Annotated in this window: 27 protein-coding genes; 19 read left to right on the top strand and 8 right to left on the bottom strand. The window is 70.4% G+C overall.

Going from position 1 to position 24,485, the window contains the following annotated elements; genetic code table 11:
* The first annotated feature begins 17 nt into the window (after window positions 1-17).
* The 10 genes from ABZT04_RS29925 to sigJ all read left to right on the top strand — a co-directional run bounded on the left by ABZT04_RS29925 (window position 18) and on the right by sigJ (window position 8,613).
* Complete coding sequence (locus ABZT04_RS29925; RefSeq protein ID WP_356060094.1) at window positions 18-716, top strand: HAD family hydrolase; 699 nt, start codon at window positions 18-20, stop codon at window positions 714-716.
* 184 nt (window positions 717-900) lie between these two features.
* Complete coding sequence (locus ABZT04_RS29920) at window positions 901-1,776, top strand: winged helix-turn-helix domain-containing protein (RefSeq protein WP_356060093.1); 876 nt, start codon at window positions 901-903, stop codon at window positions 1,774-1,776.
* An 86-nt stretch (window positions 1,777-1,862) separates the two neighbouring features.
* Window positions 1,863-3,125: an aminoglycoside phosphotransferase family protein gene (locus ABZT04_RS29915; RefSeq protein ID WP_356060092.1), complete on the top strand. Its 1,263-nt coding sequence runs from the start codon at window positions 1,863-1,865 to the stop codon at window positions 3,123-3,125.
* Complete coding sequence (locus ABZT04_RS29910) at window positions 3,101-3,850, top strand: HAD family hydrolase (protein WP_356060091.1); 750 nt, start codon at window positions 3,101-3,103, stop codon at window positions 3,848-3,850. Before ABZT04_RS29915 ends, ABZT04_RS29910 begins: the two co-directional genes overlap by 25 nt.
* A gap of 27 nt (window positions 3,851-3,877) precedes the next feature.
* A complete protein-coding gene (locus ABZT04_RS29905; protein ID WP_356060090.1) occupies window positions 3,878-4,936 on the top strand; it encodes a phosphotransferase in 1,059 nt (352 codons plus the stop codon).
* 78 nt (window positions 4,937-5,014) lie between these two features.
* Window positions 5,015-5,638, top strand: a complete 624-nt coding sequence (locus ABZT04_RS29900) for an RraA family protein (RefSeq protein WP_356060089.1) — start codon at window positions 5,015-5,017, stop codon at window positions 5,636-5,638.
* Window positions 5,639-5,680: 42 nt separating this feature from the next.
* The gene (locus tag ABZT04_RS29895; RefSeq protein ID WP_356060088.1) at window positions 5,681-6,166 is read left to right on the top strand and encodes an HAD domain-containing protein; all 486 of its coding nucleotides are present in this window, start codon (window positions 5,681-5,683) and stop codon (window positions 6,164-6,166) included.
* Window positions 6,167-6,269: 103 nt separating this feature from the next.
* Window positions 6,270-6,755, top strand: a complete 486-nt coding sequence (locus ABZT04_RS29890; protein ID WP_356060087.1) for a GNAT family N-acetyltransferase — start codon at window positions 6,270-6,272, stop codon at window positions 6,753-6,755.
* A gap of 117 nt (window positions 6,756-6,872) precedes the next feature.
* Window positions 6,873-7,676, top strand: coding sequence for an NAD(P)H-binding protein (locus ABZT04_RS29885; protein ID WP_356060086.1), 804 nt, complete (start codon window positions 6,873-6,875; stop codon window positions 7,674-7,676).
* 43 nt (window positions 7,677-7,719) lie between these two features.
* Complete coding sequence (gene sigJ, locus ABZT04_RS29880) at window positions 7,720-8,613, top strand: RNA polymerase sigma factor SigJ (protein ID WP_356060169.1); 894 nt, start codon at window positions 7,720-7,722, stop codon at window positions 8,611-8,613.
* Here the strand turns inward: sigJ and ABZT04_RS29875 are convergent.
* Window positions 8,558-9,508: a LysR family transcriptional regulator gene (locus ABZT04_RS29875; protein ID WP_356060085.1), complete on the bottom strand. Its 951-nt coding sequence runs from the start codon at window positions 9,506-9,508 to the stop codon at window positions 8,558-8,560. The two genes, sigJ and ABZT04_RS29875, sit on opposite strands and share 56 nt — an antisense overlap.
* 181 nt (window positions 9,509-9,689) lie before the next feature.
* On the opposite strand from ABZT04_RS29875, the gene ABZT04_RS29870 reads away from it, so the two are divergent.
* Window positions 9,690-10,259: a DUF6817 domain-containing protein gene (locus ABZT04_RS29870; RefSeq protein ID WP_356060084.1), complete on the top strand. Its 570-nt coding sequence runs from the start codon at window positions 9,690-9,692 to the stop codon at window positions 10,257-10,259.
* Here the strand turns inward: ABZT04_RS29870 and ABZT04_RS29865 are convergent.
* Window positions 10,177-10,626: a hypothetical protein gene (locus ABZT04_RS29865; RefSeq protein WP_356060083.1), complete on the bottom strand. Its 450-nt coding sequence runs from the start codon at window positions 10,624-10,626 to the stop codon at window positions 10,177-10,179. The genes ABZT04_RS29870 and ABZT04_RS29865 overlap by 83 nt on opposite strands.
* Before the next feature lie 123 nt (window positions 10,627-10,749).
* Between ABZT04_RS29865 and ABZT04_RS29860 the strand changes: the two genes are divergently transcribed.
* Entirely contained in the window at window positions 10,750-11,373 is a 624-nt protein-coding gene (locus ABZT04_RS29860; RefSeq protein ID WP_356060168.1) for a helix-turn-helix domain-containing protein, read from the top strand.
* Between the two features lie 134 nt (window positions 11,374-11,507).
* Here the strand turns inward: ABZT04_RS29860 and ABZT04_RS29855 are convergent, their stop codons facing one another.
* Window positions 11,508-12,200, bottom strand: coding sequence for a TetR/AcrR family transcriptional regulator C-terminal domain-containing protein (locus ABZT04_RS29855; protein WP_356060082.1), 693 nt, complete (start codon window positions 12,198-12,200; stop codon window positions 11,508-11,510).
* A gap of 53 nt (window positions 12,201-12,253) precedes the next feature.
* Between ABZT04_RS29855 and ABZT04_RS29850 the strand changes: the two genes are divergently transcribed.
* Window positions 12,254-13,375 (top strand): NAD(P)/FAD-dependent oxidoreductase, encoded by a 1,122-nt coding sequence (locus ABZT04_RS29850; RefSeq protein ID WP_356060081.1) that lies wholly within the window; start codon window positions 12,254-12,256, stop codon window positions 13,373-13,375.
* Window positions 13,376-13,456: 81 nt separating this feature from the next.
* Here ABZT04_RS29850 and ABZT04_RS29845 read toward each other — a convergent pair whose 3' ends face one another.
* Entirely contained in the window at window positions 13,457-14,041 is a 585-nt protein-coding gene (locus ABZT04_RS29845) for an NUDIX domain-containing protein (RefSeq protein WP_356060080.1), read from the bottom strand.
* Window positions 14,042-14,128: 87 nt separating this feature from the next.
* On the opposite strand from ABZT04_RS29845, the gene ABZT04_RS29840 reads away from it, so the two are divergent.
* From ABZT04_RS29840 to ABZT04_RS29830, 3 genes are all read left to right on the top strand, one after another.
* On the top strand, window positions 14,129-14,581 hold the full coding sequence (locus ABZT04_RS29840) for a helix-turn-helix transcriptional regulator (protein ID WP_356060079.1): 453 nt from the start codon (window positions 14,129-14,131) through the stop codon (window positions 14,579-14,581).
* A 56-nt stretch (window positions 14,582-14,637) separates the two neighbouring features.
* A complete protein-coding gene (locus ABZT04_RS29835; protein ID WP_356060078.1) occupies window positions 14,638-15,294 on the top strand; it encodes a hypothetical protein in 657 nt (218 codons plus the stop codon).
* A gap of 130 nt (window positions 15,295-15,424) precedes the next feature.
* Window positions 15,425-15,760 carry a DUF2516 family protein gene (locus ABZT04_RS29830; RefSeq protein WP_078532710.1) on the top strand — a complete coding sequence of 112 codons (336 nt, stop codon included), beginning with the start codon at window positions 15,425-15,427 and terminating at the stop codon, window positions 15,758-15,760.
* A gap of 31 nt (window positions 15,761-15,791) precedes the next feature.
* On the opposite strand, the gene ABZT04_RS29825 is transcribed toward ABZT04_RS29830, so the two are convergent.
* The 4 genes from ABZT04_RS29825 to ABZT04_RS29810 all read right to left on the bottom strand — a co-directional run bounded on the left by ABZT04_RS29825 (window position 15,792) and on the right by ABZT04_RS29810 (window position 20,466).
* Window positions 15,792-17,219, bottom strand: a complete 1,428-nt coding sequence (locus tag ABZT04_RS29825) for a fused response regulator/phosphatase (RefSeq protein ID WP_356060077.1) — start codon at window positions 17,217-17,219, stop codon at window positions 15,792-15,794.
* 282 nt (window positions 17,220-17,501) lie between these two features.
* The gene (locus ABZT04_RS29820) at window positions 17,502-18,587 is read right to left on the bottom strand and encodes an NlpC/P60 family protein (RefSeq protein WP_356060076.1); all 1,086 of its coding nucleotides are present in this window, start codon (window positions 18,585-18,587) and stop codon (window positions 17,502-17,504) included.
* 268 nt (window positions 18,588-18,855) lie between these two features.
* The gene (locus ABZT04_RS29815; RefSeq protein ID WP_356060075.1) at window positions 18,856-19,641 is read right to left on the bottom strand and encodes a class I SAM-dependent methyltransferase; all 786 of its coding nucleotides are present in this window, start codon (window positions 19,639-19,641) and stop codon (window positions 18,856-18,858) included.
* A 138-nt stretch (window positions 19,642-19,779) separates the two neighbouring features.
* A complete protein-coding gene (locus tag ABZT04_RS29810; RefSeq protein ID WP_356060074.1) occupies window positions 19,780-20,466 on the bottom strand; it encodes an LAETG motif-containing sortase-dependent surface protein in 687 nt (228 codons plus the stop codon).
* Window positions 20,467-20,895: 429 nt separating this feature from the next.
* On the opposite strand from ABZT04_RS29810, the gene mshA reads away from it, so the two are divergent.
* The 3 genes from mshA to ABZT04_RS29795 all read left to right on the top strand — a co-directional run bounded on the left by mshA (window position 20,896) and on the right by ABZT04_RS29795 (window position 24,474).
* A complete protein-coding gene (gene mshA / locus ABZT04_RS29805; RefSeq protein ID WP_356060073.1) occupies window positions 20,896-22,233 on the top strand; it encodes a D-inositol-3-phosphate glycosyltransferase in 1,338 nt (445 codons plus the stop codon).
* Entirely contained in the window at window positions 22,226-22,735 is a 510-nt protein-coding gene (locus tag ABZT04_RS29800) for a YbjN domain-containing protein (RefSeq protein ID WP_356060072.1), read from the top strand. The genes mshA and ABZT04_RS29800 overlap by 8 nt, the downstream gene beginning before the upstream one ends.
* 110 nt (window positions 22,736-22,845) lie before the next feature.
* The gene (locus tag ABZT04_RS29795; protein WP_356060071.1) at window positions 22,846-24,474 is read left to right on the top strand and encodes a glycosyl hydrolase family 28-related protein; all 1,629 of its coding nucleotides are present in this window, start codon (window positions 22,846-22,848) and stop codon (window positions 24,472-24,474) included.
* Window positions 24,475-24,485 lie beyond the last annotated feature (11 nt).

The following is a 24,485-nucleotide window of genomic DNA, read 5'->3' as shown; positions in this document are numbered from 1 at the left end:
TGTCGCAGACTGAGTCGGTGACATCGCACACGGAGAACCTTCAGACACTGATCACCCGCGCGCGCTACGTGCTCTTCGACTTCGACGGTCCGATCTGCCGTGTGTTCGCGGGACATGCGGCCGACGGTGTGGCGCTCAGGCTCGTCCAGTGGCTCGACGGACTGGGTGCGGGGGAACTGCTGACCGCAGAGGAGAGCCGGACGAGCGATCCGTGGGACGTGCTGCGGTCGCTCGGTCGACGGCGTCCTGGCAGCGACCTGGTGGCCGAGCTGGAGCAACGGCTCACCGATGAGGAATTGAAGGCGGTCTCGTCCGCTATGCCCACAGCCGGCGCCGACCCGCTCGTCCGTACCTGGGCGAAGAGCGGCGCGCAGTTGGCGGTCACTACGAACAACTCCCCCCGGGCCGTGTGGAAGTACCTGGAAGGACGGGGTCTCGACGGCTGCTTCACCTACGTCTGTGGCCGGACCCGGGACCCGAACCTCCTGAAGCCGCATCCGCACTGTCTCCAGGAGGCGTTGGCCGAGTTCGGCGCCGACCCTTCGGACGCGCTGATGCTCGGCGACTCGCCCCCGGACGTCGAGGCGGCTCGACGCGCAGGTGTCGCCTTTGTCGGCTACGCGCGCAACGAGAGGAAGGAGAAGGAGCTGCGGGAGGCGAAGGCCGAGCACATCGTGTTCTCGCTGCGGGAAGTGATGCAGCCGCTCGGGGGCTGAGCCCGTCACTTCTTTCATCTTCACTCCTTTCACCGCCGCCAGCCCTACAACTATCCGACCAATTGGCTTGCTTGCCTGACTGGTATCTTCCCAACTGGACTGGCGTCCTAACCTCCAGTCCAATGGGACTGTTTGTCGGACTGGAAGTGGGTTGCTTCTGGGCTGGCGGGAGTATGATCGCGGCGTGAACGAAGACGTGAGCGGAGAACGGGGCGACGGTGAGGGCGGTGCGTACCGGCGGCTCAGAGGCGAGCTCCTGAGCCGTATGAACAACGGCAGGTACCCGCTCGGCACACTTCTGCCGGCCCAGCGTGTGCTGGCGGAAGAACTCGGCGTGTCCCGTGACACCGTCCAGCGCGTGCTGAAGGAGCTGGCCGTAGAAGGCTGGGTCCTGTCACGGCAGGGCAGCGGGACGATGGTGATCAGGGGCCAGTCGTCCGTGTCGTCCTCCGGGGGACAGAGGGTCTCCCTGGAGCAGCTCATGGACGAGGCCTTTCAGGGGCCCGAGGTCACCCTGGACGTCTACACCCTCAGTTCCGAGTCGCTGGCCTTCCAGATCCAGCGCCAGGAGTTGGAGATCCGGCTCGGTCGTCGTCCGAAATTGCAGGCGATCACCCTTCGCATGCTGCTGCCCGACGAGGACCTGGCGGACCGGCTCTACCCGAAGGCCGTGAACGACGAGGACGACGAGGCTGTGTGGGAACGCCATCTCGACACCACGAGGGGAAGCACGGCCTCGATCCAGGGGAAGCTCAAGGGCCTCATGGCCGAGGAACTCGTATCGAGCGTGGACATCCAGATCCGCCATGTGCGGAAAATCCCGGAACACAAGCGGTACCTGGTGAACGGCTCCGCGATGCTGTCCGCCCTGTATGTGCCGGTCAAGCGCCCCATCTACTTGGTGGCGCACAACAGATATGTGGACGCGATCGACGTGCTGGGTGTCGGCGCCCCGCTCACGTACGACGTCAAGGACGACGACCCGCATTCGCAGGCGTCCGAGAAGGTGGACAACGCCCAGATGTGGTTCAACTCCACGTGGGACCTGTTGGCCAAGTGAGGCCGGCGATGGATCGGCGCAGGGATCGCCGTCCATATGCTGACATCGTGTGATGTGTGCTGCCGGAAGGGATACCCTCTGCCGCCATGACGCCCCAATTGCGCCCCGGTGCATATCGGTTGCTGCTGCGCCTGTTCGCGGAGAAACGCCTCCAGAGTCCGTACGGGATCGTGGTCCCGGGCCACCACAACCAGAACCGCATCACCCAACTCGGGCAGCCGCTGGGCCTCCTGCTGGGTGTGGGGTTCGGTGGGGTTCTGGTCAAGTTCCGTACCCCCGTCGACGCGATCGAGGTGGTCCCGCGGATCTGGCGCGGGAAGCCGGAGGTCCTGACCGCCGCTGCCCTCACGGTGCGGGACGTGCCATGCCGTCTCCTGCACTTCGACAACCTGACCGTGGACGCGTACGTGCGCGGACGTGTGCTGTCGAAGGTGGTGGGCGCCGACGGCCCGAATCGCACCTACGGTTCGGACCGGTTGGATCAGATGGCGGGCTTCTTCGCGTCGCTGGCCGACGTACCGAGGGACGCACTTCCGGAGCTGCCCGCCGACTGGGCCGAGGACCGCGACACCTGGGGCTTTCTGGAGTGGCAGGCCCGGTTCACCGACAGGGAGGTGTACCGGCCCAATGTGCCTCGCTTCGGCTCGCTCTTCGACGAAGTCGGTATACCGGAGGACGCCATGGAGCGGTTCATGGACACCGTGTCCGGACTCGCCCGGCGCCCCTTCAGTCTCCTTCACACCGATGTCCACCCCGGCAACATCGTGGTCTCCCCGCGCAAGAGCGGTGATCGGCTCGTGGTCATCGACTGGGAGTCGGCCATGTACGGCGACCCGCTGCACGACCTCGCCACACATGTCGTCCGCATGGGGTACGGCGTGACGGAGCGGCGCTCCATGATCGAAACGTGGGCGCGGACGATGAGCGGGACCGGGCACCCCGAGGCGATCGAAGGCATGGAGAAGGACCTCCCCGTCTACCTGGCCTTCGAGCAGGCCCAGTCGGTGTTCGCCGACGTGATGCGGGCCGCCCTCGCCCTGCCGGACGAGGCCGTCGAGGAGGACTTCGCCACCGCCGTGAACAAAGTGCGCTGCGCCGTACGGCGGGCCAGGAAGGCGCTGCGCCTCGCGGGACCGCCGTTGACCACGGCCGCGGCCGAGACGGCGCTCAGGACGTGGCACGCGGCGCAGGACCGAACAGAGCCCGTGTGCGGGCACGAAAAGGGAGCCCGTGGATGGGACGACTCATGGAAGAAACGGGACCGGGGCGGGAGGCCGGGTGGAGGCGCACTGAGCGGAGCGGCCGGCGCGATTTCGCTGCTGACGTGGGCCGCGGCGATGCCGTGGTGAGTGTCGCCCGGACACTGCTCGCGCAAACCCACTGCGTCCTCTTCGACTTCGACGGCCCGCTCTGCCGGCTGTTTCCCGGGGATTCCTCCAAACCACTGGCCGACGAACTCCGTTGTCTGGTCGCCGACTTCGGCTTCACGCGGCTGCTGACGAAGAAGGAGCGGACCGGCAAGGACCCGCACATGGTGCTGCGCGCGATTCACCGCGCCCGGCAGGAAGCGGATCTCGACGCCCTCGGCGCCAAGGACAACGACCTCGCGGCCCTGTTGGAAGGGCTGGAGCAACGCCTGACGAGAGGCGAGGCGGCGGCCGCTCGGAGCGCCGAACCGCCCACACCGGACACGGACGCCTTCGTCCGCCGCCTGGCCCGGCGCGGGCTGAGCCTGGCCGTGGTCACCAACAACTCGCCGCGGGTGGCCGACAGTTACCTTCGGACTCACGGGCTGCACCCGTGCTTCAAGACCATCCACGGCCGCACGGACAACCCCGGCCTGATGAAACCGCACCCCGACGTCCTCGAACGAGCCCTGCGGGACCTGAGCATCCGACCGGAGAACGCGGTGATGATCGGCGACACGGACACCGACCTCCGAGCCGCCGAGCGGGCGGGCGTCCGGTTCATCGGATACGACACGGGCCGGGTGGCGCGGGTGCGGCTGCATCGGGCCGGGGCGAAGGTCGTATTGGGGGCGTACGCTCCATTGTTCGGCGAGGCGGGGCGGTAGGAGAGGCAGAGGAGGGGAGGGGTGCCCATGAGCCCGGTGCTGCATTCTTCGGCGAGGCAGCTAGCTGACGAATTGTCAGGTGGCAACGGCAGTTGGGTTGTTGGGCCACTGAAGGGCTACCACCATGAAACCTATGTGCTCTCGCTGCCGGGGAAGACCCGGGTGGTCAAGATTCGTGAACCGCGCGGCGAGATCCTGTGGTTCGACCGACGCTGCTTCCGCTCGGAGGAGGAGCTGCTGTGCGCCCTGAGCGGGTACATCTCGCGGATCCCCGGCATCATCGACATGGCGGGTATGCGGGTACAGGGGTTCATCGAGGGCGAGGTGCTGCCCATGCGCCGCTGGACAGGCTCGCGCGTTCCCGATGTGGTCTTCGACCAGATCGTCGACCTGTTCCGACAGATGGTGCCCATCACGCCCGACATGTTGGCGGTGGAGCGGCGCTGTGAGCGCTACGACCGTCCCGAGAACGGTGACTGCGACGGCTTCCTGGAGCGTCTGATCGTCTTCATGGAAAACCACGTCTACCACCGGAACCGGGCGGAGTTCGGGCCGATCTTCGAGGGCCTGGGTATCGGCGACGAAGCGTTCGACCAGCTCAGAAAGAGCGTGTCCGGACTGGTAGAGCGCGACTTCTGTCTGCTGCACGCGGATCTGCACCGCAACAACTTCATCCTCGATCCGCTCGACCAACTCTGGGCGATCGACTGGGAGTTGGCGATGATGGGGGACCCGCTCTACGACCTGGCCACACACCTCTACCTGATGCGCTACCCAGCGGACCAGGAGCGCCGTATGGCTCAGGAATGGTCCAGAGCCGTTCATCGCGTACGCCCCCGCGGCGCGTCCGGTTGGGAACAGGACCTGGAACGCATCCTCGACTTCAAGAGGGCGCAGTCGGTGTTCACCGATGTCATTCGAGTGTCGCTGTCTCTGCGTGAGGGGCGTGACGGGTCGGGATGCAGCCCGGTTCGGCTGCTGTCGGCGACTCGGAAACTGCAGTCCATTCTGGCCGCCGCCGCGGGCCCTTTGGGCCTGACCGAGGTGCCGAGCCGATCCCGGATCGCGGCGGCGCTCGTCCGTTGACAGGGCGGCGGGATCGGAACTGAGGATGTGCTCAGGCCCATAGTCATGAGTGCGACGTGCCCCGGTAGCGTCCGACGCATGACCGACGCCAGCGACTTTCAGAGCATCCCCACGACCACCCTCGCCGAACTCCTAGGCGGCCGACAGGTGATGGACCTCGGTATCCGGCCGCTGTGGGGCCCGATGCCGCGGCTCGCCGGGCCGGCCTTTACCGTGCGGTGTCCTCCCGGTGACAACCTCATGCTGCATGCGGCGATCTACCGCGCCGAGGCCGGTTCGGTCGTCGTCGTGGAGTCGGGGGACGTGGAGTACGCGCTCGCCGGCGGGAACGTCTGTGCCGTCGCGCAGCGGCGCGGCATCGCCGGGTTCGTGCTCGACGGGGTGATCCGGGACGTGGGCGAGGTGCGGGAGGCGGGGTTCCCCGTGGTCGCGCGGGGTGTCGTGCCGATCCCGGGGGTCAAGAAGGCCGTACTGCCGCTGAACGAGCGGGTGACGTGCGGGGGAGTGGCCGTCGACGCCGGGGATGTCGTGGTGGCCGACGAGGACGGGGTCGTCGTCGTGCCGGGAGGGCGGCGGGCGGAGGTGCTCGCCGGGGCGCGGGCGCGGTTGGAGAAGGAGGCCGCCGAGAGCCTCGACGAGTGGGAGGCGGCGCATCGGGCCCGGGTCGACGAGATCCTGGACGCGGGCGGATTCGAGGGGTGACGTGCGTGGCGTAGGAGCGGAAACTGCCCGATCCTGGTCCCGATGCTCCTCTTCCTCGATGTCGACGGGACGCTGCTCCCCTTCGGCGCGTCGCGGCCGTACCCGGTGTACGAACCGGCCTTCGCTCCGCCGAGGGCCGATGCCCCGCCGCTGCTGACCCGCATCGACCCCTCGCTCGGGGCACGGCTCACCGCGCTGCGGTGCGAACTGGTGTGGGCCACGACCTGGATGGACGACGCGAACACCTGCGTCGCGCCCTGGCTCGGGTTGCCCCAACTCCCCCTGGTGGACTGGCCCGACCCCGCCGAGGGCGCCCCCGGCGGGCTGCACTGGAAGACCCGGCCGCTCGTCGACTGGGCCGCCGGACGGGCCTTCGTATGGGTGGACGACGAGATCGGCGACGCCGACCGCGACTGGGTGAGCACCCATCATCCGGAACGGGCGCTGCTGCGGCGCGTCGACCACCGGTACGGGATCACGGGCGCGGATCTCGATGCCGTACGGGAGTGGTTGGACGTCAATCGGTAGGGGGTGGTGGGTAGTTGATGGGCGGCTGATCGGAACGGGGGCTCGTCCGGCGGCAGTTGTAGCAGCCAAGCCGGGGAGGGGTGCGCGCGGTAGCGTGCCGATCATGGGTGACTGGGACATGCGGCCCGCGCGGGCGACGGACGTCGAGGCCGTGGCCGAGCTGCGCGCGGAGGTGATGCGGGCCGATCTGGAACGGCTCGGGCGGTACGACGCGCGGCGCGTGCGGCAGCGGCTGCTCGACAGGTTCGAGCCCGAGCACACGTGGGTGATCGAGGTGGGCGGCGCGTTCGCCGGGTGCGTGGCGCTACGGCCGGACGAGGGCGCCCGCTGCCACTGGCTGGAGCACTTCTATCTGGCCGCACGGCTGCAGGGCGTCGGGATCGGTTCCGCCGTGCTGCGGGAGCTGCTGGAGCGGTGCGATCGTGACGATGGCGCCCTCGTGCGGCTGAACGTGTTGCAGGGGAGCCCGGCCCGGCGGTTGTACGAGCGGCACGGGTTCGTCGTGGAGACCGAGGACGAGGTGGACGTGTTCATGGTGCGGGAGGGGCGGCCGGCCCGCCTCACATCCGCGGGGGCTGCGTCGTCGTAGACGTATGTACGGGACGCGGGACCAGGTGCTGAACGTGGTGGTCCTGACCGCGCTGGTTCTGGTGGCGGCGGTACTGCTGATGCCGGTGGCCGCCCTGTCCGAGCGCGGTGAGTATCGATGAAGGAGAGGATCGGTATGCGGGTCGCGGTGGCGGGTGGTACGGGGCTGCTCGGGCGGTATGTGGTCGAGGAATTGGTGGCGGGCGGGCAGGAACCGGTGGTGCTGAGCCGGTCGAAGGGGCTGGACCTGCTCGTCGGGGGTGCGGGGCTCGATGCCGCGCTGGACGGGGTCGAGGCGGTCGTCGACGTGAGCAATGTGACGACCATGGGCGCGCGGAAGTCGGTCGCCTTCTTCGACACCGTCGGCCGCAACCTGCTCGACGCGGGCGCGCGGGCCGGCGTACGGCATCACGTGGTGCTGTCGATCGTCGGCATCGACCGGGTCGGCCTCGGCTACTACCAGGGCAAGCTCCGGCAGGAGGCCGTGGTGAGGGAAGGGTCGGTGCCGTGGACGGTGTTGCGGGCCACCCAGTTCCACGAGTTCGCGGGGCAGACCCTCGACCGGGTTCCGAGCCCCCTCGCGGTGGTGCCCCGGATGCGGACCCAGCCGGTCGCGGCGCGCGAGGTCGCCCAGCATCTTGTGCGGCTCGCGACGGGGCCGGCGCAGGGCATGGCCCCCGACCTCGCCGGTCCGCGCGTCGAGCAACTCGTCGACATGGTACGGCGGTTGCTGCGCGCCCGGCATGAGCGGCGGCTGGTGGTGCCGGTGCGGATGCCGGGGGCGGTCGGGGCGGGGATGGCGGGGGACGGGCTGTTGCCGGTCGCCGGGGAGACGGGGGAGACCGGGGCGCGGGGTGTCCAGACGTACGACGAATGGCTCGCGGAACTTGTCGAGCAGCGCCGTTTTGCTCGGGGAGGATGAGCGCGCCGTGCCCGCCCATGACGACCCGACCCTCGGCTCGCTCATGAGCGAGCGGCGACGGCTGCTCAACCTCGGTTACCGGATGCTCGGTTCGGTGCAGGATGCCGAGGACGTCGTACAGGAGACGTATGCCCGTTGGTACGCCCTGTCCGAGGCGGAGCAGCGGGCGATCGACGTGCCGATGGCGTGGCTGACCCGGGTCGCGTCGCGGATCTGCCTGGACCAGCTCGGTTCGGCGCGGGCCCGGCGGGAGCGGTACACCGGTGAGTGGCTGCCCGAGCCGGTGCGGCACGGGGCCGCGTGGACCAGCACGGGTGGGGCGGGCGCGGACGATCCCGTCGACCGGATCACCCTGGACGAGTCGGTCAGTATGGGGATGCTGGTGCTGCTCGACGCGATGACTCCGGCGGAGCGCGTCGCCTTCGTGCTCCATGACGTCTTCGGGATGCCGTTCACCGAGATCGCCGAGACGGTGGGCCGTACCCCCGCGGCCTGCCGCCAACTCGCCTCCTCCGCGCGCCGGCGGCTGGCCCACCGACCGTCCGGCGGCGGTACGGCGGCGGAGCACGGGCGCGTCGTCTCCGCGTTCCGCGCGGCCTGCGAGACCGGGGACCTCGACACCCTCGTCGCCCTCCTCGATCCCGCCGTCGCCTCGCGCAGCGACGGCGGCGGCAAGGTGCGGACTGCCCTGCGCCCGGTCGTCGGCCGCGACAAGGTGGCCCGCTTCCTCCTCGGCCTCCTGCGACGGGAGCCTGGCGTGGAACTCGTAGAGGACGACGTCAACGGCCTGCCCGGGGTGGCGGTGCGGATGGGCGGGACGACGCTCGCCGTGGTGGCGGTGGAGGTGCGGGACGGGCTGATCACCGAGCTGTGGATGGTGGTCAATCCGGACAAGCTGCGGGCGTGGAACGGGAATGGCGGTCTGGGTATTGCGTGAGGGCGGCCTTCTCGGCGCAACCGCGGGCGACGGTGTCGGCGAAGGTCCGGGCCAGCGGGGTGAGGGCGTCCCAGCGGCGGACGGCCCAGCCGACCGGGAGCGGGGGCAGGTCGGGGAGGGGGACGAGGCGGAGGGGGCCGTCGCCGGGTACCTCCCAGCCGGGGAGGACGGGCACGACGGCATGACCGAGACCCAGCTCCGCCAGCAGGAGGGCCGTGTCCCAGTCGGCCACGCCGGTGTTGGAGTTGCCTTGGACGCCGAGGTCGGCGAGGGCGGCTTCGAGCCGGGCACCCGAGGTGGAGTTCGGGGGGAGGCGGATGAGGCTGGTGCCGGCGAGTTCGGCCGGTCCGACCTGGGCCCGGCCCGCGAGCGGATCGTCGGCGCGTACGGCCAGGACCCACGGCAGGGCTACGACGGGGCGCTGCTCGACTCCTCGTACCGAACCGGCGATCGTGACCCAGGCGAGGTCCAGGTCACCGGTGAGGAGGGCGTCGAAGCAGGCGCGGCTCGATGTCTCCGTCCGGAACTCCAGGCTGACCTTCGGATAGCGCTGCCGGAACGCGACGACGGCCTCGGCCATGAAGTGCCGCACGGTCGTTCCGCCGGTGGTGACGCACACGGAGCCGGTGTCGCCGTTGACGAGGTCCCCGAGGCGCCGTAGGGCCAGATCCAGTCCGGCGATGCTGTCCGCGGCGGCCTCGCACAGGACACGCCCCGCGTCGGTGGGGACGACCCCGCGCGGCTGACGCTCCAGCAGGCACACACCGGCCTCCCGCTCCAGCCGCTTCACATGCTGGCTCACCGCCGACTGGGTGCGGCCCAACTCCCGGGCGACAGCGCTGAGATTGCCCGCCCTGCACACAGCCACGAAGACACGCAGATCCTCCAGAGTCATAACTACCAAGCTAAAGCTTGGAGTTGGTGAGAAATCCATAGGATTGACTGGGGTGACGGGGTCCCCGAGGATCGGTGCAGGGCCCAGGCGGCAACCCGTCCGCGCTTTCCCGGGGTCCGGACCACCGGCGGAGGCGCGGACGGGTGCCGACCTCACGAGACGAGACGTAAGGATCCCGACCGTGCCGGCTTTCTCCACGGCTGACGCTTCCGCTCGGGCCGTCGCACTCCTGCGCGAACTCGGTGCCGCGGAGACCGCCCATCCGGGCGGCACCCTCCTCGCGCACCTCCAGCGCGTCCAGGACCGACTCGCCGCCTGGGGCGCGCGTCCCGCCCTCCAACTCGCGGGCCTCTGCCACGCGTTCTACGGTACCGACGGCTTCCCCGTCGCACCGCTGCCCCTCGACCGCCGCGACGAACTCGCCGAGGTGATCGGCGCCGAGGCGGAGAGCATCGTGTACCTGTACGCCTCGTGCGACCGCAAGGCCACGTATCCGACGCTCGCGGACACCGACGCCTCGTTCTACGACCGGTTCACCGGCCGGGTGCGGACGCCGGACCTGGGCCCGCGCCGGGACTTTGCCGAACTGTCCGCCGCCAACGAACTCGACCTCGCCCGCATCGACCCGGCCTTCCGCGCGCGGTGGGGCGCCGAACTCCTCGCTCTGTTCAGTCGGTTGCGGCCGTTGCTGAGTGAGTCGGCTTGGAGGGAGTGCCGGGTGGTGCTTGCGGAGGAGCCGGGTCGGCGGTGACCAGCAGTGCGGCGAACACGAGGGGGGCCGCCGCCTGGTACCCGATCCACACCTCGCCCCCGGCACCGCTGCCCTGCCACGCCATCAGGGCACCGACGAGGGCTGACAGGACCCAGCCGCTGTCGTAGGCGATCATGAGCCGGGTGCAGGTGCGCATCGATCGGCTGCGCGCGTATCGGATCTCGACGCCACCGCAGATCAGCAGGGCCACGCCGGAGGCGACCAGCAGCCAGGCGGATGCGCCGAGCAGGCGGCCGAACGGGGCAGCGGCGACGGCGCAGGTGACGCCGAGCAACAGCTTGAAGCCGCCGTCGGCGATGACGCCCAGCGTTCTGCGGTCGGCCGGTGGGGCTAAGGCCTGAGTCATGAGCGTGCCTTCCTGAGGCGTGAGGCCCGGTGGGGACTGGTCCTGAGGTGCGTGCGGACTGGCCCTGAAAGCGCGTGTGGGCTGGTTCCATAACGAGATTACGGCAATAATCTGACTATGAGAATGTCGAGAGCCGAGGCCAGGGAACGCAATCGCCGCGCCTTGCTGGACGCCGCGTTCCAGGTCGTTTCCCGGGACGGCTACCGGGCCAGGCTCGATGAGATCGCCGAGCGCGCCGGCCTGACCACCGGCGCCGTCTACTCCCTGTTCGGAAGCAAGAACGGCCTGATCGTGGCCCTGGTCGCCGACTACCTGCGGCCGTATTACGACGACGTCGAGCGGGCCGTTCCGGCCGGGCTGGAGCTGCTCGAAGCGGTCGACGCCTTCGCCCGGTACTACCGGCGCACCTGTGACGCTCCCGACGCGCGGTCCGGTCTGTCGCTCCAGATCACCCTGCTGGACATGGCCCTGCACGACCCGGACCTGGGGGCCCAACTCGCCGCGTCCGTCCGGTCGCAGGAAACCCACCTGATCGCGCTGTTCTCCGGGAGATCGCACCGCGGAGGTGTCGTGACACCGCCCCAGGCGCACCGCCTGACCACGGCACTCAGGGCCTTGTTCACCGGCCTCGGTCAGGGGGTCACCCTCGGCCTCGCACCTGATGCCGACGAGCAGTTCTTCGCCGACACCGCTCGCGCGCTGGTCTCCGAGATGTCCCTTGTCGATCGCGATGCGGATGCTTTGTGACGGCCGGTCGGGGGGTGGGGGGGGGCGCTGGACGACGGGGACATGAGTGGGGCTGTGCGGGTGGCCGGATGATTCAACACCCGCTCCGAGACAGCGAGTTGCCACGGGGCGGTCGACCCCCCCGCCCTCGATCGTCAGGTCGACGGTGGGTCGAGTTTCGCGGCCACCGCGTCGAGGACCCAGTCCAGGCCGGTGGTGAAGGTGGTTTCGGTGTCCACCTCCGTGCCGTCGTGGACGGCCTTGGTCAGGGCCGGGAAGTGGCCCGTGGCCAGCATCCTCGTCATGTGCGGGCCGCGGGCGCGCTGCCAGTCGCGCTTGGACAGGCCGGTGGAGCGCTCGGCTCGGAGGTTGGCGATCTCGCGTCTGATCGCGCCGGTGGAGTAGGCGCTGACCGTCTCCACGGCGCGCATCACCGTGTCGATGTCGGCGAGGCCGTCGAGGGCGGACAGGGTGGCCTCGGCCACGGCGAGACCGTTCGGGCCCAGGACCGGGCGGCCGCCGAGCAGGTCGGCGAGCCATTCGTGACGGAGGGCGGTCTGCCGGGTGCGGTGGGCGAGGCCGCGCAGCGCCTCCCGCCAGTCGCCGGGCCGCTCCTCGGGGAGGATCTCGGCCTGGACCTCGTCCACCATGAGGTCGAAAAGCTCCTCCTTGGTGGCGATGTATCCGTACAGCCGCATCGGGCCGGCGTTCAGCCGGGCGGCGACCTTGCGCAGGGACACCGCCTCCAGCCCGCCCTCGTCGGCCAGCGCGACGGCGGCGGCGACGATCCGCTCCCGGTCGAGCGGCACGGGTCGAGTCGGCGGCTCCGGCCGGTCCCAGACAGTCATGGCTCCACCGTACCGTTGCGATACGCCGTAATGAGTCGATACAGTGTATCGACATGAGACGTCGTATCGCAGTGGTCGGAAGCGGTCCCGCCGGCCTTACCTTCGCCCGTGTCCTGCACCGCCACGGCCACTCCGTCACCATCCTCGAACGCGATCCCGCTCCCGATGCCCGACCCCCGGGCGGCACGCTGGACCTGCACAAAGGGCGGGGCCAGCTCGCGCTGGACAAGGCGGGGCTGCTGGCGGAGTTCCGCGCGCTGTCCCGCCCCGAGGGCCAGGCCATGCGCATCCTGGACCCGGACGGGACCGTTCTGCGCGACTGGCGGCCCCGCCCGGACGACGAGGCCCATCCCGAGATCGACCGCAGGCAACTCCGCGACCTGCTGCTAGGCCCGCTCGACGTCCAGTGGGGCCGGGGTGTGACGCGGGTGGTGCCGGGGACCCCGGACGGCGTACTGGTCCATTTCGCCGACGGGCGCCAGGAGGCGTACGACCTCGTGGTCGGCGCGGACGGCGCCTGGTCTCGGACCCGCCCGGCGGTCTCGCCGGCGACACCGCACTACACCGGGGTCACCTCGGTCGAGACCTCCCTCGATGACGTCGACACCCGCCACCCCGATCTCGCGCGGTTGATCGGCGACGGTTCCATGGCGGTCTACGGCGTGAACCGCGCCCTCGTCGCCCAACGCAACAGCGGTGGCCACGTCAAGGTGCACGCCCAGTTCCGCGCACCGCTGGACTGGCACGCGCACCTGGACCTGGCCGACGCCGAGGCCGTGCGCTCGAGCCTGCTGACCCTGTTCGACGGCTGGTCCGCCCCTGTCCTCGAACTCCTCCACCACGGCACGGCTTTCGTCCACCGCCCCCTCTACGTCCTGCCCGTCTCCCACACCTGGCCCCATGTCCCCGGGGTGACGCTCCTGGGCGACGCGGCCCATCTGATGCCCCCCTTGGGTGCGGGCGCCAACCTCGCGATGCTGGAGGGCGCCGAACTCGCCGAGTCCATCGCCACCGCCGCCCCCGGAGATCCGGACGACGCCGTCCGCGCCTTCGAGGAACAGATGTGGGCACGGGCCGGCAAGTGGGCGAGGATCACGACGGCGGGGCTGGAACGCCTGGTGAGCCCGGACCCTGCGGAGGCTGTCGCGCTCTTCGATGGGGTCCAGGCGTCCTGACCGGGCTCGCCCCCTGTCCCGTCTCGCCGGGGGAAGTGCTCGTAGTTCGAGCAGGCGGATCGAGATGTCGTCGCCTTCGCGTTAGAAGACCCAGCGGCAGGCGGTCGGTTCGGCCTCGAACCGGACACCGGTCTCCGCCTCCCCCGCGAGGAGCCGGGCCACCGCGGTCCGGAATACGCGGTACCGGCTGAAGGCTTCGTGGCTGTCCGGGGTGAAGTGCCACTCCAGCAGGGCCGACCGCAGCTCCGGCTCGGTCAACCAGGCATGCCAGGCGACCTCATCAGGGTCGGCGGCCATGGCGTCCGGCACCACGGCTTCGTGCACGCCGAGCCAGTGAGGGCTCAGACCGCTGCGGTTGAGGAACGTGAACAGCAGGCGCGGCAGCACGCGGATGCCCAGCTCTTCGGTCAGCTCCCGTGCGGCAGCCTGTTCATAGGACTCACCGGCATCCACGGCGCCACCGACCACGACCTCGTAGAGCCCGGGGAAGCGCGACAGATGCTCCGACCGGCGGTGAACGAGGATCCGGCCACGCTCATCACGACACACCGTCACGGCGACCCGGTGCAGCCACCCCTCCCGGATAGCCTGCCGGCGGCTGACCACCACCCCCACCACACGATCTTGATCGTCGACACGCTCCACCAGTTCGTCCACGACGCACACCCTGGCAGAGCCCGACCCCGAGTGGCATGACACACTTTTGCAAGCGGCTGCTTGCAATAGTTAGCGCCGATGGTGCAAGGTGGACGTATGGCAACGCTCAACGTCGGCAATCTCGGGGAGTACCTGCGTGACCAGCGGCGCAACGCGCAACTGTCACTGCGGCAGCTCGCCGATGCCGCCGGGGTGTCGAATCCGTATTTGAGTCAGATCGAGCGCGGGCTGCGCAAGCCGAGCGCGGAGGTGTTGCAGCAAGTAGCCAAGGCGCTGCGGATCTCCGCCGAGACGCTGTATGTGCGAGCCGGCATCCTCGACGCCGAACGTGATCGGGACGAGGTCGAGACGCGTGCCGTCATCCTCGCCGATCCCACGCTCACCGAGCGGCAGAAGCAGGTGCTGCTTCAGATCTACGAGTCCTTCCGCAAGGAGAACGGGTTCGAGATCGCCGACGGGGGCGAGGGCGCGACCGACGGTGCCGACGGCAGTGACGCCGACCCGCGGGACAGTGGCGGGAGTGCCGAGCAGGACAGGACGGCCGGCTGACCCGCGGACGTACATCACAAAACCCTCAGCTGATAGCAACCGGGAGGACCATCACCATGGCCATCACCGATGACCTGCGTAAGACCCTGAGCGACCCCACGCCCCTCTACTTCGCCGCCGGTACCGCCGACCTCGCGCTGCAGCAGGCCAAGAAGGTTCCCGGACTGGTGGAGCAGTTGCGGGCCGAGGCTCCGGCCCGGATCGACGCCGTACGCGGTACCGACCCGAAGGCCGTGCAGGAGAAGGCCGCCGCCCGCGCGAAGGAAGCGAGCGCCAAGGCCAAGGAGGCGCAGGAGAACCTCCAGACCAAGGTCAACGACTTCCTCACCGGTCTCGACGGCGACCTCAAGAAGCTCGGCAGCACGCTCGACGCCGACCTGAAGAAGATCGGCGAGTCCGCCCAGGACTTCGCGCTGCGCGGTGTCGGCGTCGCCGCCGAGTACGCCGTCAAGGCGCGCGAGGCGTACGAGAAGGTCGCCGAGCACGGCGAGCAGGCCGTGAAGACCTGGCGCGGCGAGGCCGCCGACGAGATCGAGGAGCTGGCCGTCGCGGTCGAGCCCGACCCCAAGCCGGTGTCCGAGCCCGTCGTGGTCAAGGCCGAGACCCCCGCGCCGGCCGCCGCCGCCCCGGCGAAGAAGACCACCCCGCCCGCGAAGAAGGCCGCGCCGGCTCGCAAGACCACCGCGAAGAAGACCACCCCGCCCGCGAAGTGACACGAACGGGTGATCGCTGACGGGTCGGGCACTCCATGAGTGCCCGGCCCGTTCTGCGGGTAGCGGGAATCCGGTTGCGGGTACGGTGACCGCGTAGGACTAGCCGAGTCGGGTGGTGGACGTAGTGCTGATGCAGGGCTTCACAGGGTTCATGTGGCTGTTGAGTACCGCCCTGATCGTTTTCAGCGGCTTCGCGCTCGTCGACGCCGCCACGCGTCGCGAGGACGCCTATCGCGCGGCGGACAAGAAGACCAAGCCGTTCTGGCTGATCATCCTCGGGCTCGCCTTCGTGGTGAACCTGATCTTCAACATCCTGTCGTTCCTGCCGATCATCGGCCTCGTCGCGACGATCGTGTACATGGTCGACGTACGCCCGGCCCTCCGCGGCCTCCCCGGCGGCGGCCGCAGCCGCAGAGGCGGCTCCAGCAGCGACGGCCCGTACGGCCCGTACAACGGCGGCCGCTGAAGCCGTACGACCGCGACCGAGGAGCCGGGGGCTACGGCGCCCGGTCCAGCAGCAGGACCGCCACGTCGTCCGTCAGCTCACCGCCGTTGAGGTCGCGGACCTCGTTCACCGCGGCCCGGAGCAGTTCCTCGCCCCGCAGGCCCTCCGCGAGCTGGCGGCGGACCATGGCCACCATGCCGTCCTGGCCGAGCCGTTCGCGGCGGCCCTCGCCGATCCGGCCCTCGATCAGGCCGTCGGTGTAGAGCATCAGGCTCCACTCGGCGCCCAGTTCCACCTGCATCCGCGGCCAGCGGGCGCCGGGGAGCAGGCCGAGGGCGGGGCCGTTGTTGTCGTAGGGGAGGAGTTCGGCCGGGCGGCCGGGGCGGGCGAGCAGCGGGGACGGGTGGCCGGCCAGGCACAGGCCCGCGCGGCGGCCGTCGGGCGCGATGTCGACCGTGCAGAGCGTCGCGAAGATCTCGTCGTCGGGGCGCTCGTGCTCCAGGACCTGTTGCAGGGTGCCGAGCAGTTGGTCGCCACACAGGCCCGCCAGGGTGAGCGCGCGCCAGGCGATGCGCAGTTCCACGCCGAGCGCGGCCTCGTCGGGGCCGTGTCCGCAGACATCGCCGATCATCGCGTGCACCGTGCCGTCGGGGGTGCGCACGGTGTCGTAGAAGTCGCCGCCGAGCAGCGCGCGGGAGCGGCCGGGGCGGTAGCGGGCGGCGAAGCGCAGCGGGGAGCCGTCGAGGAGGGGCGTGGGCAGCAGGCCGCGTTCCAGGCGGGCGTTCTCCTGGGCGCGCAGCTTGGACTCGGTGAGCTTGCGCTCCGCCCGGTCCGAGCGCTTGCGCTCCACCGCGTAGCGGATCGCGCGGCTGAGCAGCCGTCCGTCCAGCTCGTCGCGGAAGAGATAGTCCTGGGCGCCCACGCGGACCGCCTCGGCGCCGCGCTCGGTGTCGCCGGACGCGGTGAGGGCGAGGACGGCGTGGTGCGGCGCGATCCTCAGCACGTGCTTGAGCACGGCCAGCTCGTCCACGACACCGTCGGCGCCCTCCGCCGCCCGGCCGGGGGCGGGCAGCGCGAGGTCGAGCAGGATGCAGTGGACGTCGTCGGTGAGCAGCCGCTCGGCCTCGGTGAGGTTGCGGGCGGTGCGGATCCGGATCGGCTTGCCGGTCGGGTCGAGCAGCTCGGGCACGATCGGCGAGCCGCCGGGGTCGTCCTCGATCATCAGCAGGGTGAGGTGACCGGCCGGGGTGCCGTGGGCAGCGCGCTGCGCGGCCTCGGCCGTGCCGGTGCCGTCCTTGTCGCCGGTGCCGGTGTCGTCGTCGACCGGGTCCTGAGTGCGCGGGGCCTCGGTGGCCGCGGAGCCACCCCGTGCGGTGTCTCCCGGGTTGCCTACGGAGGGGCCGTCGGCCGCGGGTGCGGCCTGCGCCTGACCACTCTCCACGGCCGGGATCGCTCTCTGCCGCGGTATGGGTGCGGGCATCGTCCTGTTTCCTTCCCTCCCCCCGAGGGCAGCGGGGCGAGGGACCTCGACCCACCGACGGGGACCATAGCGGTAGTCGGCGCCGTAAAGGAATGGTGTGAGGCAGGTCGCTTGGCAGGTGGCCACTGTCATATGCCGTGATCCGTACCGCAGTTGGGCAGGACGGCGGTGGGGGCGGGATGACGAAGGTCACGCCCGGCGGGGGTTTGGGGCGGGTGGTGCGTGTGCCGTGTCACGTGGTTCGGGTCACCCGGCCGGCATCACGCTTACCAAGCAGGCAAATTACGCATCTGGTCGCACAATACCCAATATCGGCATCGAGCCCGCCCCGGCGATCGTCACCGTCCGCCCCGGCCGCGGGGCGTGGATGATCGCGCCGTCGCCGATGTACATCGCGACATGGCTGGCGTCGTCGAAGTAGATGATCAGGTCGCCGGGGCGCATGTCCTTGACGTCGACATGCTTGAGCTGCTTCCACTGCTCCTGCGAGGTGCGCGGGATCGGGTCGCCGGCGCTCGCCCAGGCCTGCGAGGTCAACCCCGAGCAGTCGTACGACGACGGGCCCTCGGCGCCCCATTCGTACGGCTTGCCGAGCTGGGCCGTCGCGTAGGCCACCGCCGCCTTGCCCGCCGTGGACGCCTTGCCGCTGATGTCCTTGAGGACGCCGGAGTCGAGCCACGCGGTCTGCGCCTTCAGCGCGGCCTGCTGCTCCAGCTTGGCCAGGCGCTCCTTCTCCTGCTTCTCCAGGTGGGACTCGAGCTTCTCGGCCGCCGCGATCTGAGCCGTGACCTTCTTCTTGGCGGTGGCCTTGGCCTGGCGGTTCTTCTCCAACTGCTGCCACTGCGCCGAGGCGTCGGCGGTGTACTGCTTCAAGTCCTGCTGGGTGCGCGTCAGTTCCGCGATCAGACCCTTGGTGGCGCGCTCGCCCTGGAGCACCCGCCCGGCACCGTCCAGGAACTCCTGCGGATTGTCGCTCAGCATCAACCGCGCCTCGTCCGGGAGGCCGCCCGTGCGGTACTGGGCGCGGGCCGCGGCGCCGGCGCGGTCCTTCAACTCGTCCAGTTTCGCCTGGCCCTGGACGATCTTCCTGGCCAGCTCGACGATCTCGGCGGACTGCTTCTTCGCCTGCTCCTCGGCCGCGTTGTAGGCGTCGGTGGCGACGGCGGCGTCGTGGTAGAGCTTGTCGAGCTTCGTGCGTACGGCCTCAAGGTCCTTGTTGCTCACGGGAGTTGCTGAGGCTGTCGTTGAAGGGGTCGTTGAAGGGGTCGGTGTCGGGCTCGCGAACGCGGTGCCGGGTGCCGCGAGTACGGTGACCCCGCAGACCACCGCCACGGCCGTCGTGATCAGGGCTCGCCTGCCCGCTCCCATACCCCTGCCCCCACATCTGTACATGCCCGACGCATCTGATTCACCGTCAGTAACTTACGGACGCCTGGGGGATCGTGCCATGCCCGCACACAAAACGACAGAGGCAGTACTTCCCGTACTTCTCTCCTTTCCTTCCAGGTCATGACCGGTCGGGATCGATCGGGGGCCGGTCGGGGGCCGGTCGGGGGTCGGTCGGGGGTCGGCCGGGGGCCGATCAGGGACCGATGGGGGGGGGCCGCTCAGGGACTGATCGCGACGCGCCGAGAGTTCACCCGCGCGGGGCCAACGCCCCCCAGGCCACGGTCACTTCGCCCTGCCGCCACCGTACCGGCCCGTCCGTCACCGGCCAGTCGGCCGTGAGGTCCCGTACCGCCCGCATCCAGCGCTGACGTGCGCCGTAGGAGGCGTAGGGCGCGGCGGCCGCCCACGCACGGTCGAAGTCACGGAGGAAGGTGTGCACCGGTTCGCCGGGCACATTGCGGTGGATGAGGGCCTTGGGGAGGCGCTCGGCGAGGTCGGAGGGCCGGTCCAGGGAGCCGAGCCGGGTGGCGAAGGTGACCGTGCGCGGTCCCTCCGGCCCGAGCGCGACCCACACGTGCCGGCGCCCGATCTCGTCGCAGGTCCCCTCGACGAGCAGCCCGCCCCGGGAGTGCGCCGAGGCCGGCGCGAGCCGTCCGCACAGCCGCGCCCAGACCTCGGCGACCCGCGCCTCGTCGTACTGCCGCAGGACGTTCGCCGCGCGGATCAGCGTAGGCCGCTGCGGGACGGGAACCTCGAAGCCGCCGTGCCGGAAGGCCAGCCCCTCGCGCTCGTACGGTTTCGCCGCCGCGACCCGGGCCGGTTCGATCTCGACACCGACCACGCGCGCGTGCGGGGCGACGGTACGGAGGCGTTGCAGCAGCTCCACGGCGGTCCAGGGCGCCGCGCCGTACCCGAGGTCGACGGCGACCGGATCGACGGCCCGCCGCAGCTCCGCGCCGTGCGTCGCCGCGATCCAGCGGTCCATGCGGCGCAGCCGGTTGGGGTTGGTCGTCCCGCGCGTCACCGTTCCCACGATGGGGGTCCCCCCGCTCGAGCGAAGTCGAGAGTGGGGGAGGGTTGTCGCGCGGGCATTCATGGCTACGAGGGTATGCGGGCGATGTCGGTGTGGGGGCCGGGCGGACCCCCCCAGCCCCTCCAGCCAGGCCCCCGATCAGCGCGACGCGCGCATCCCCCGGCGGCGCAGCGCGAGGACGATTCCGGCACCGGCCGCGACCAGCGCTGCGGCGGTGGCCGTGAAGGCGGTGGTGTCGTTGCTCGCGCCGGTCTCCGCGAGGTGGGTGCCGCCCCCCGCAGGCGACGGAGCGCTGCTCGCCGCCGGCACGGGGCTGCTGCTCTCGGTGGCGGTCGGGGACGCGGAGTCGTCGGTGGAGGAGGGCTGCGGCGACGCGGAGTCCGATGCGGAGGCCGACGCCGACGCCGACGAGGAAGCCCCGCACGTCATGTCCGGCACCACCACGTTCGGCGTGATGTCCTCGTCGACCTGGTCGCCCGCCTTCACATGCACCCGGAAGGTCTGACCGGGGTACAGACCGTGGGGGTTGAAGTCGACGCTGACGCCCTCGGCGGTCGGATGAGTGATCGTCTCGGTGCCGGTCAGCCGCTCCCCGCCGGGCATGCTCAGCTGGATGTACACGCTGATCGTGGCCGGGGTGCCGGACGCGTCCTTGTCGGTGACGCGGATGACGCCGGTGTCCGTGCTGTCGCAGACCACGGCCGCGGAGAAGTCGCTGATGTCGCAGGCCAGCGCGGTGTGGGCGGCGGCGACGGAGAGCGCGACCGCGGCGGTCGAGGTACCTATGACACGGGCCGCCCTGGCGGCACGAGGGGATCTGGGCACGCTTGTCCTTAGGTGGGGAGAGCCCGAGGAGATCGGAGGTGCCCGAGACGTCGAAGAGCCTGAGGCCCGTCACGTTTACAAGCCCTGTGCCCTTCCTGTCAAAGGTTGTATCGGCGAAGGTCAAGAGTCGACGAAGAAGTGATCGGCGAACGCCATGCGCGCGGTCAAGGGGTGATCAAGAGCGGGGCATGGGCATGTGGGTCCGGCCTTCGGGCAGACGGAGCGGTGAGCGGTCCGACCGTTACGGTGGCACGCCCGCCCCGCCCACCGACCACGCAGCAACCGCTCGAACGGTTGAGCGACGCACGGTAATGGCTCAGCAAAATCCCCCGGCCTCGGAATGGGAATGCGAGCGTCGGGCGTTGCAGCACCTCGGAGGGAACCGCACGCCCTCCGTCAGGCATGCCCGCAAGCAAGGAGGAACGCCACGTGAGCCAGTACGTCAGCAGGCTCGGGCGGCGCTCCGCCGCCACGCCCGCCCGGCTGCGGCTGCACCGCAAACCCCGCCGTGTCGCCATGCTCTCCGTGCACACCTCCCCGCTCCACCAGCCCGGCACGGGCGACGCGGGCGGCATGAACGTCTACATCGTGGAGCTCGCGCAGCGCCTCGCCGCGATCAACATCGAGGTCGAGATCTTCACGCGTGCGACCACCGCCGTCCTCCCCCCGACCGTCGAACTGGCCCCCGGCGTCCTCGTCCGGCACGTCGACGCGGGCCCCTACGAAGGTCTCGCCAAGGAGGAACTCCCCGCCCAGCTCTGCGCGTTCACGCACGGCGTGATGCAGGCGTGGGCGGGCCACCGCCCCGGCTACTACGACCTCGTGCACTCGCACTACTGGCTCTCGGGCCACGTCGGCTGGCTTGCCGCCCAGCGCTGGGGCGTCCCCCTCGTGCACGCCATGCACACCATGGCCAAGGTCAAGAACGCCAACCTGGCCGACGGCGACACCCCCGAACCGGCCGCCCGCGTCATCGGCGAGACCCAGATCGTCGCCGCCGCCGACCGCCTCATCGCCAACACGGCGGAGGAGGCCGACGAACTCGTACGGCACTACGACGCCGACCCCGCCAAGGTCGCCGTGGTCCACCCCGGCGTGAACCTCGACCGCTTCCGCCCGGCCGACGGCCGCGCCGCCGCCCGCGCTCGCCTCGGGCTCCCCCAGGACGCCCTGATCCCGCTCTTCGCCGGGCGCATCCAGCCCCTGAAGGCGCCGGACGTGCTGCTGCGCGCCGTCGCGGTCCTGCTGGACGAGCGGCCCGAACTGCGCTCGAACATCGTCGTCCCCGTCGTCGGCGGCCCCAGCGGCAGCGGCCTCGCCAAGCCGGAGGGCCTGCAGAAGCTGGCCGCGCGGCTGGGCATCGCGGATGTCGTACGGTTCAGGCCGCCGGTCGGGCAGGAGCAGCTCGCGGACTGGTTCCGGGCCGCGTCCGTGCTGGTCATGCCGTCGTACAGCGAGTCGTTCGGGCTGGTCGCCATAGAGGCGCAGGCGGCCGGTACGCCGGTGCTCGCGGCCTCGGTCGGCGGCCTTCCGGTGGCCGTGCGCGACGGAGAGACTGGTTTCCTCGTCCAGGGCCACGATCCCGCGGCCTACGCGCGCGTGCTGCGCGACCTCGCCGACGACCCGCACCTCGCGCCCCGCATGGGCGAGGCCGCCGCCCGGCATGCCCAGCGCTTCGGCTGGGACACCGCGGCCGCCGCCACGGCGGACGTCTACGCGGCCGCCGCGCAGGCCCACCGCCGTCACGTACGCTCGCACCATGGGTGAGGCAACGGACCAGGACCGGGCGGCGCAGGTCATCGAGGGTTTCCTCAAGAGCGCCGAACTCGCTTGGGAGAGCCCCGAGTCGGGCACCTACGTCGTCCAACTCCCCGGCACCCGCAAGCTGTCGACGACCCTCTCCCTCATCGTCGGCCGCCACTCCCTCTCGCTCAACGCCTTCGTCATCCGCCACCCCGACGAGAACGAGACGGCCGTCCAGCGCTGGCTCCTGGAGCGCAACCTCAAGCTGTACGGCGTGAGTTACGCCGTCGACCAGCTCGGTGACGTGTACGTCACCGGCCGGCTGCCCCTCTCCGCCATCACCGAGGCCGAGATCGACCGCCTCCTCGGCCAGGTCCTGGAGGCCGCCGACGGCAGCTTCAACACCCTGCTGGAGCTGGGCTTCGCCTCCGCGATCCGCAAGGAGTACGCGTGGCGGGTGTCGCGCGGGGAGTCGACGCGGAACCTGGACGCGTTCACGCACCTGACCCAGCGGCCCACCGACTGATCTCGTACCGACCCCTTTCGTTGTGCCCGGGCATCGTGGCATGCTCACCGCCAGCACATTTCTGAACGTCGTTCATATCCATGAAGAGCCGCGTGGGAGGACGTACGTACATGAGCCGCACCCGTCTCACCAGAAGAACCCTGCTCGGAAGCACGCTGGCCCTGGCGGTCCCCCTGCCGACAGGGGCATCGCGAGGTCAAGTCCCGTCCCTCTGGCGTGAGTTCACCCGCACCCCCTTCACCCACCCGCAGATCCCGTACGTCGGGAAGGCGGGCGCGCGGCGCCACCCCCGACCCTCGCGCGTGCTGGACGTCCGTGCCTACGGCGCCGTGGCGGACGGCACGACCGACTCCGCCCCCGCGATCAACCGTGCCATCGCCGCTGCCGGTGGGGCCGGCGGTGGCACGGTTCTCATCCCGCCCGGCACCTTCCGGATCGACGACGTGATCCGCGTGGGCCACTCGAACGTGGTGGTCAGGGGCGCGGGCAGCGACCGTACGAAGCTCTATGCGACGAAGAGCCTCACCGAACTGATCGGTGTCTACGGCTCCCGCTACGGCGGTGACAAATCCTCCTGGTCCTGGGCGGGCGGCCTCATCTGGCTTGCCCCGAGCGCCCGCCTGGACTCACTGGTCGCCGCGATCAGGGCGAAGGCCTGGCCCTTCGAGGGCTGGACCGGCAACAGGCGAGACGACTGGCGGCAGTTGACGACGGTCGAGCCGGCCCGGCAGGGCTCCTGGACGGTGACGGTCGCGGACGCCTCGCACCTGAGGCCGGGCACCCTGGTCCTCCTCCGCCTCGCCGACGACCCCGGCCACACCCTCCTCCAGCACATGGCGGGCGGCGGCCCCGGCCCCGAGTCGTACTACTGGGACGACAAGACGAAACTCCTGTCCTACGTCCCCTACGAATGGCCCGTCCGCATCGCGCGCGTCCACGGCCGCGAAGTCACCCTGGAACGCCCGCTCCCTCTCGATATCCGCCCCGAATGGAATCCGCAACTCACCACCTATGTAGAGGAGTTGACGGGTTCGGGCGTCGAAGGCCTCACCCTGGAAGCAGTGGAGACCCCACAGCAACCACACCTCCTCGACAAGGGCTACAACGGAGTCGTCCTCCAATGCGCCTACGACTGCTGGCTGGACGATGTGACGGTCCGTCATGTCGACAACGGCTTCGGGCTGGTGGCCGCCTCGGCATGCACCCTGCGCGGCACGACGGTGGCGGGCCGCGGCTCCCACCACCCCTACTTCTGCCGCGAGGGCTCGCACGACAACCTCGTCGAGGACTTCACCATCGAGGAGCGCACGGCCCCGGCCCCGGCCAACACCCAGCTCCACGGCATCAACGTCGAGGGCCTGTCCTCGTACAACGTCTGGTCGCGCGGCGACATGCGCATGGGCACCTTCGACAGCCACCGCGGCCTGCCCTTCGCCAACGTCCGCACCGACATCACGGTGAACAACAACGGCCGCCACGGCGGCGACGCCAGCGCCGGCCCGCTGTTCGGCGCCCGCTTCACCCACTGGAACGTCCGTGTCACCAACGGCCGCGCCGGCCTGATGAAGATCGACCAACTGGCCCCGTACAGCGCCACGGTGGGCCTCAACACGGTCACCGAGTTCGACCAGACCGACGTCCCCGACTTCACCGGCGACCTGCACGCACGCCTTGAGCTCTACGGCACGACGGATGTCGTACGGCCGCGGAACCTGTACGAGGCGCAGCGGGAGCTGTAGGTCGGGTCGGC

The organism is Streptomyces sp. NPDC005492 (assembly GCF_040605995.1).
Classification (GTDB): domain Bacteria; phylum Actinomycetota; class Actinomycetes; order Streptomycetales; family Streptomycetaceae; genus Streptomyces.
Note: the sequence above shows the minus strand (reverse complement) of the source record. Positions and strands in the feature narration are given on the sequence as shown.

Excerpts from the sequence above, each read along its gene's own strand:
- ABZT04_RS29915 (WP_356060092.1), top strand. The coding sequence starts at position 1,863 with ATGACGCCCCAATTGCGCCCCGGTGCATATCGGTTGCTGCTGCGCCTG.
- ABZT04_RS29905 (WP_356060090.1), top strand. The coding sequence starts at position 3,878 with ATGAGCCCGGTGCTGCATTCTTCGGCGAGGCAGCTAGCTGACGAATTG.
- ABZT04_RS29900 (WP_356060089.1), top strand. The coding sequence starts at position 5,015 with ATGACCGACGCCAGCGACTTTCAGAGCATCCCCACGACCACCCTCGCC.
- ABZT04_RS29895 (WP_356060088.1), top strand. The coding sequence starts at position 5,681 with ATGCTCCTCTTCCTCGATGTCGACGGGACGCTGCTCCCCTTCGGCGCG.
- ABZT04_RS29890 (WP_356060087.1), top strand. The coding sequence starts at position 6,270 with ATGGGTGACTGGGACATGCGGCCCGCGCGGGCGACGGACGTCGAGGCC.
- ABZT04_RS29885 (WP_356060086.1), top strand. The coding sequence starts at position 6,873 with ATGAAGGAGAGGATCGGTATGCGGGTCGCGGTGGCGGGTGGTACGGGG.
- sigJ (WP_356060169.1), top strand. The coding sequence starts at position 7,720 with ATGAGCGAGCGGCGACGGCTGCTCAACCTCGGTTACCGGATGCTCGGT.
- ABZT04_RS29875 (WP_356060085.1), bottom strand. The coding sequence starts at position 9,508 with ATGACTCTGGAGGATCTGCGTGTCTTCGTGGCTGTGTGCAGGGCGGGC.
- ABZT04_RS29865 (WP_356060083.1), bottom strand. The coding sequence starts at position 10,626 with ATGACTCAGGCCTTAGCCCCACCGGCCGACCGCAGAACGCTGGGCGTC.
- ABZT04_RS29860 (WP_356060168.1), top strand. The coding sequence starts at position 10,750 with ATGTCGAGAGCCGAGGCCAGGGAACGCAATCGCCGCGCCTTGCTGGAC.
- ABZT04_RS29855 (WP_356060082.1), bottom strand. The coding sequence starts at position 12,200 with ATGACTGTCTGGGACCGGCCGGAGCCGCCGACTCGACCCGTGCCGCTC.
- ABZT04_RS29850 (WP_356060081.1), top strand. The coding sequence starts at position 12,254 with ATGAGACGTCGTATCGCAGTGGTCGGAAGCGGTCCCGCCGGCCTTACC.
- ABZT04_RS29840 (WP_356060079.1), top strand. The coding sequence starts at position 14,129 with ATGGCAACGCTCAACGTCGGCAATCTCGGGGAGTACCTGCGTGACCAG.
- ABZT04_RS29835 (WP_356060078.1), top strand. The coding sequence starts at position 14,638 with ATGGCCATCACCGATGACCTGCGTAAGACCCTGAGCGACCCCACGCCC.
- ABZT04_RS29830 (WP_078532710.1), top strand. The coding sequence starts at position 15,425 with ATGCAGGGCTTCACAGGGTTCATGTGGCTGTTGAGTACCGCCCTGATC.
- ABZT04_RS29825 (WP_356060077.1), bottom strand. The coding sequence starts at position 17,219 with ATGCCCGCACCCATACCGCGGCAGAGAGCGATCCCGGCCGTGGAGAGT.
- ABZT04_RS29820 (WP_356060076.1), bottom strand. The coding sequence starts at position 18,587 with ATGGGAGCGGGCAGGCGAGCCCTGATCACGACGGCCGTGGCGGTGGTC.
- ABZT04_RS29800 (WP_356060072.1), top strand. The coding sequence starts at position 22,226 with ATGGGTGAGGCAACGGACCAGGACCGGGCGGCGCAGGTCATCGAGGGT.
- ABZT04_RS29795 (WP_356060071.1), top strand. The coding sequence starts at position 22,846 with ATGAGCCGCACCCGTCTCACCAGAAGAACCCTGCTCGGAAGCACGCTG.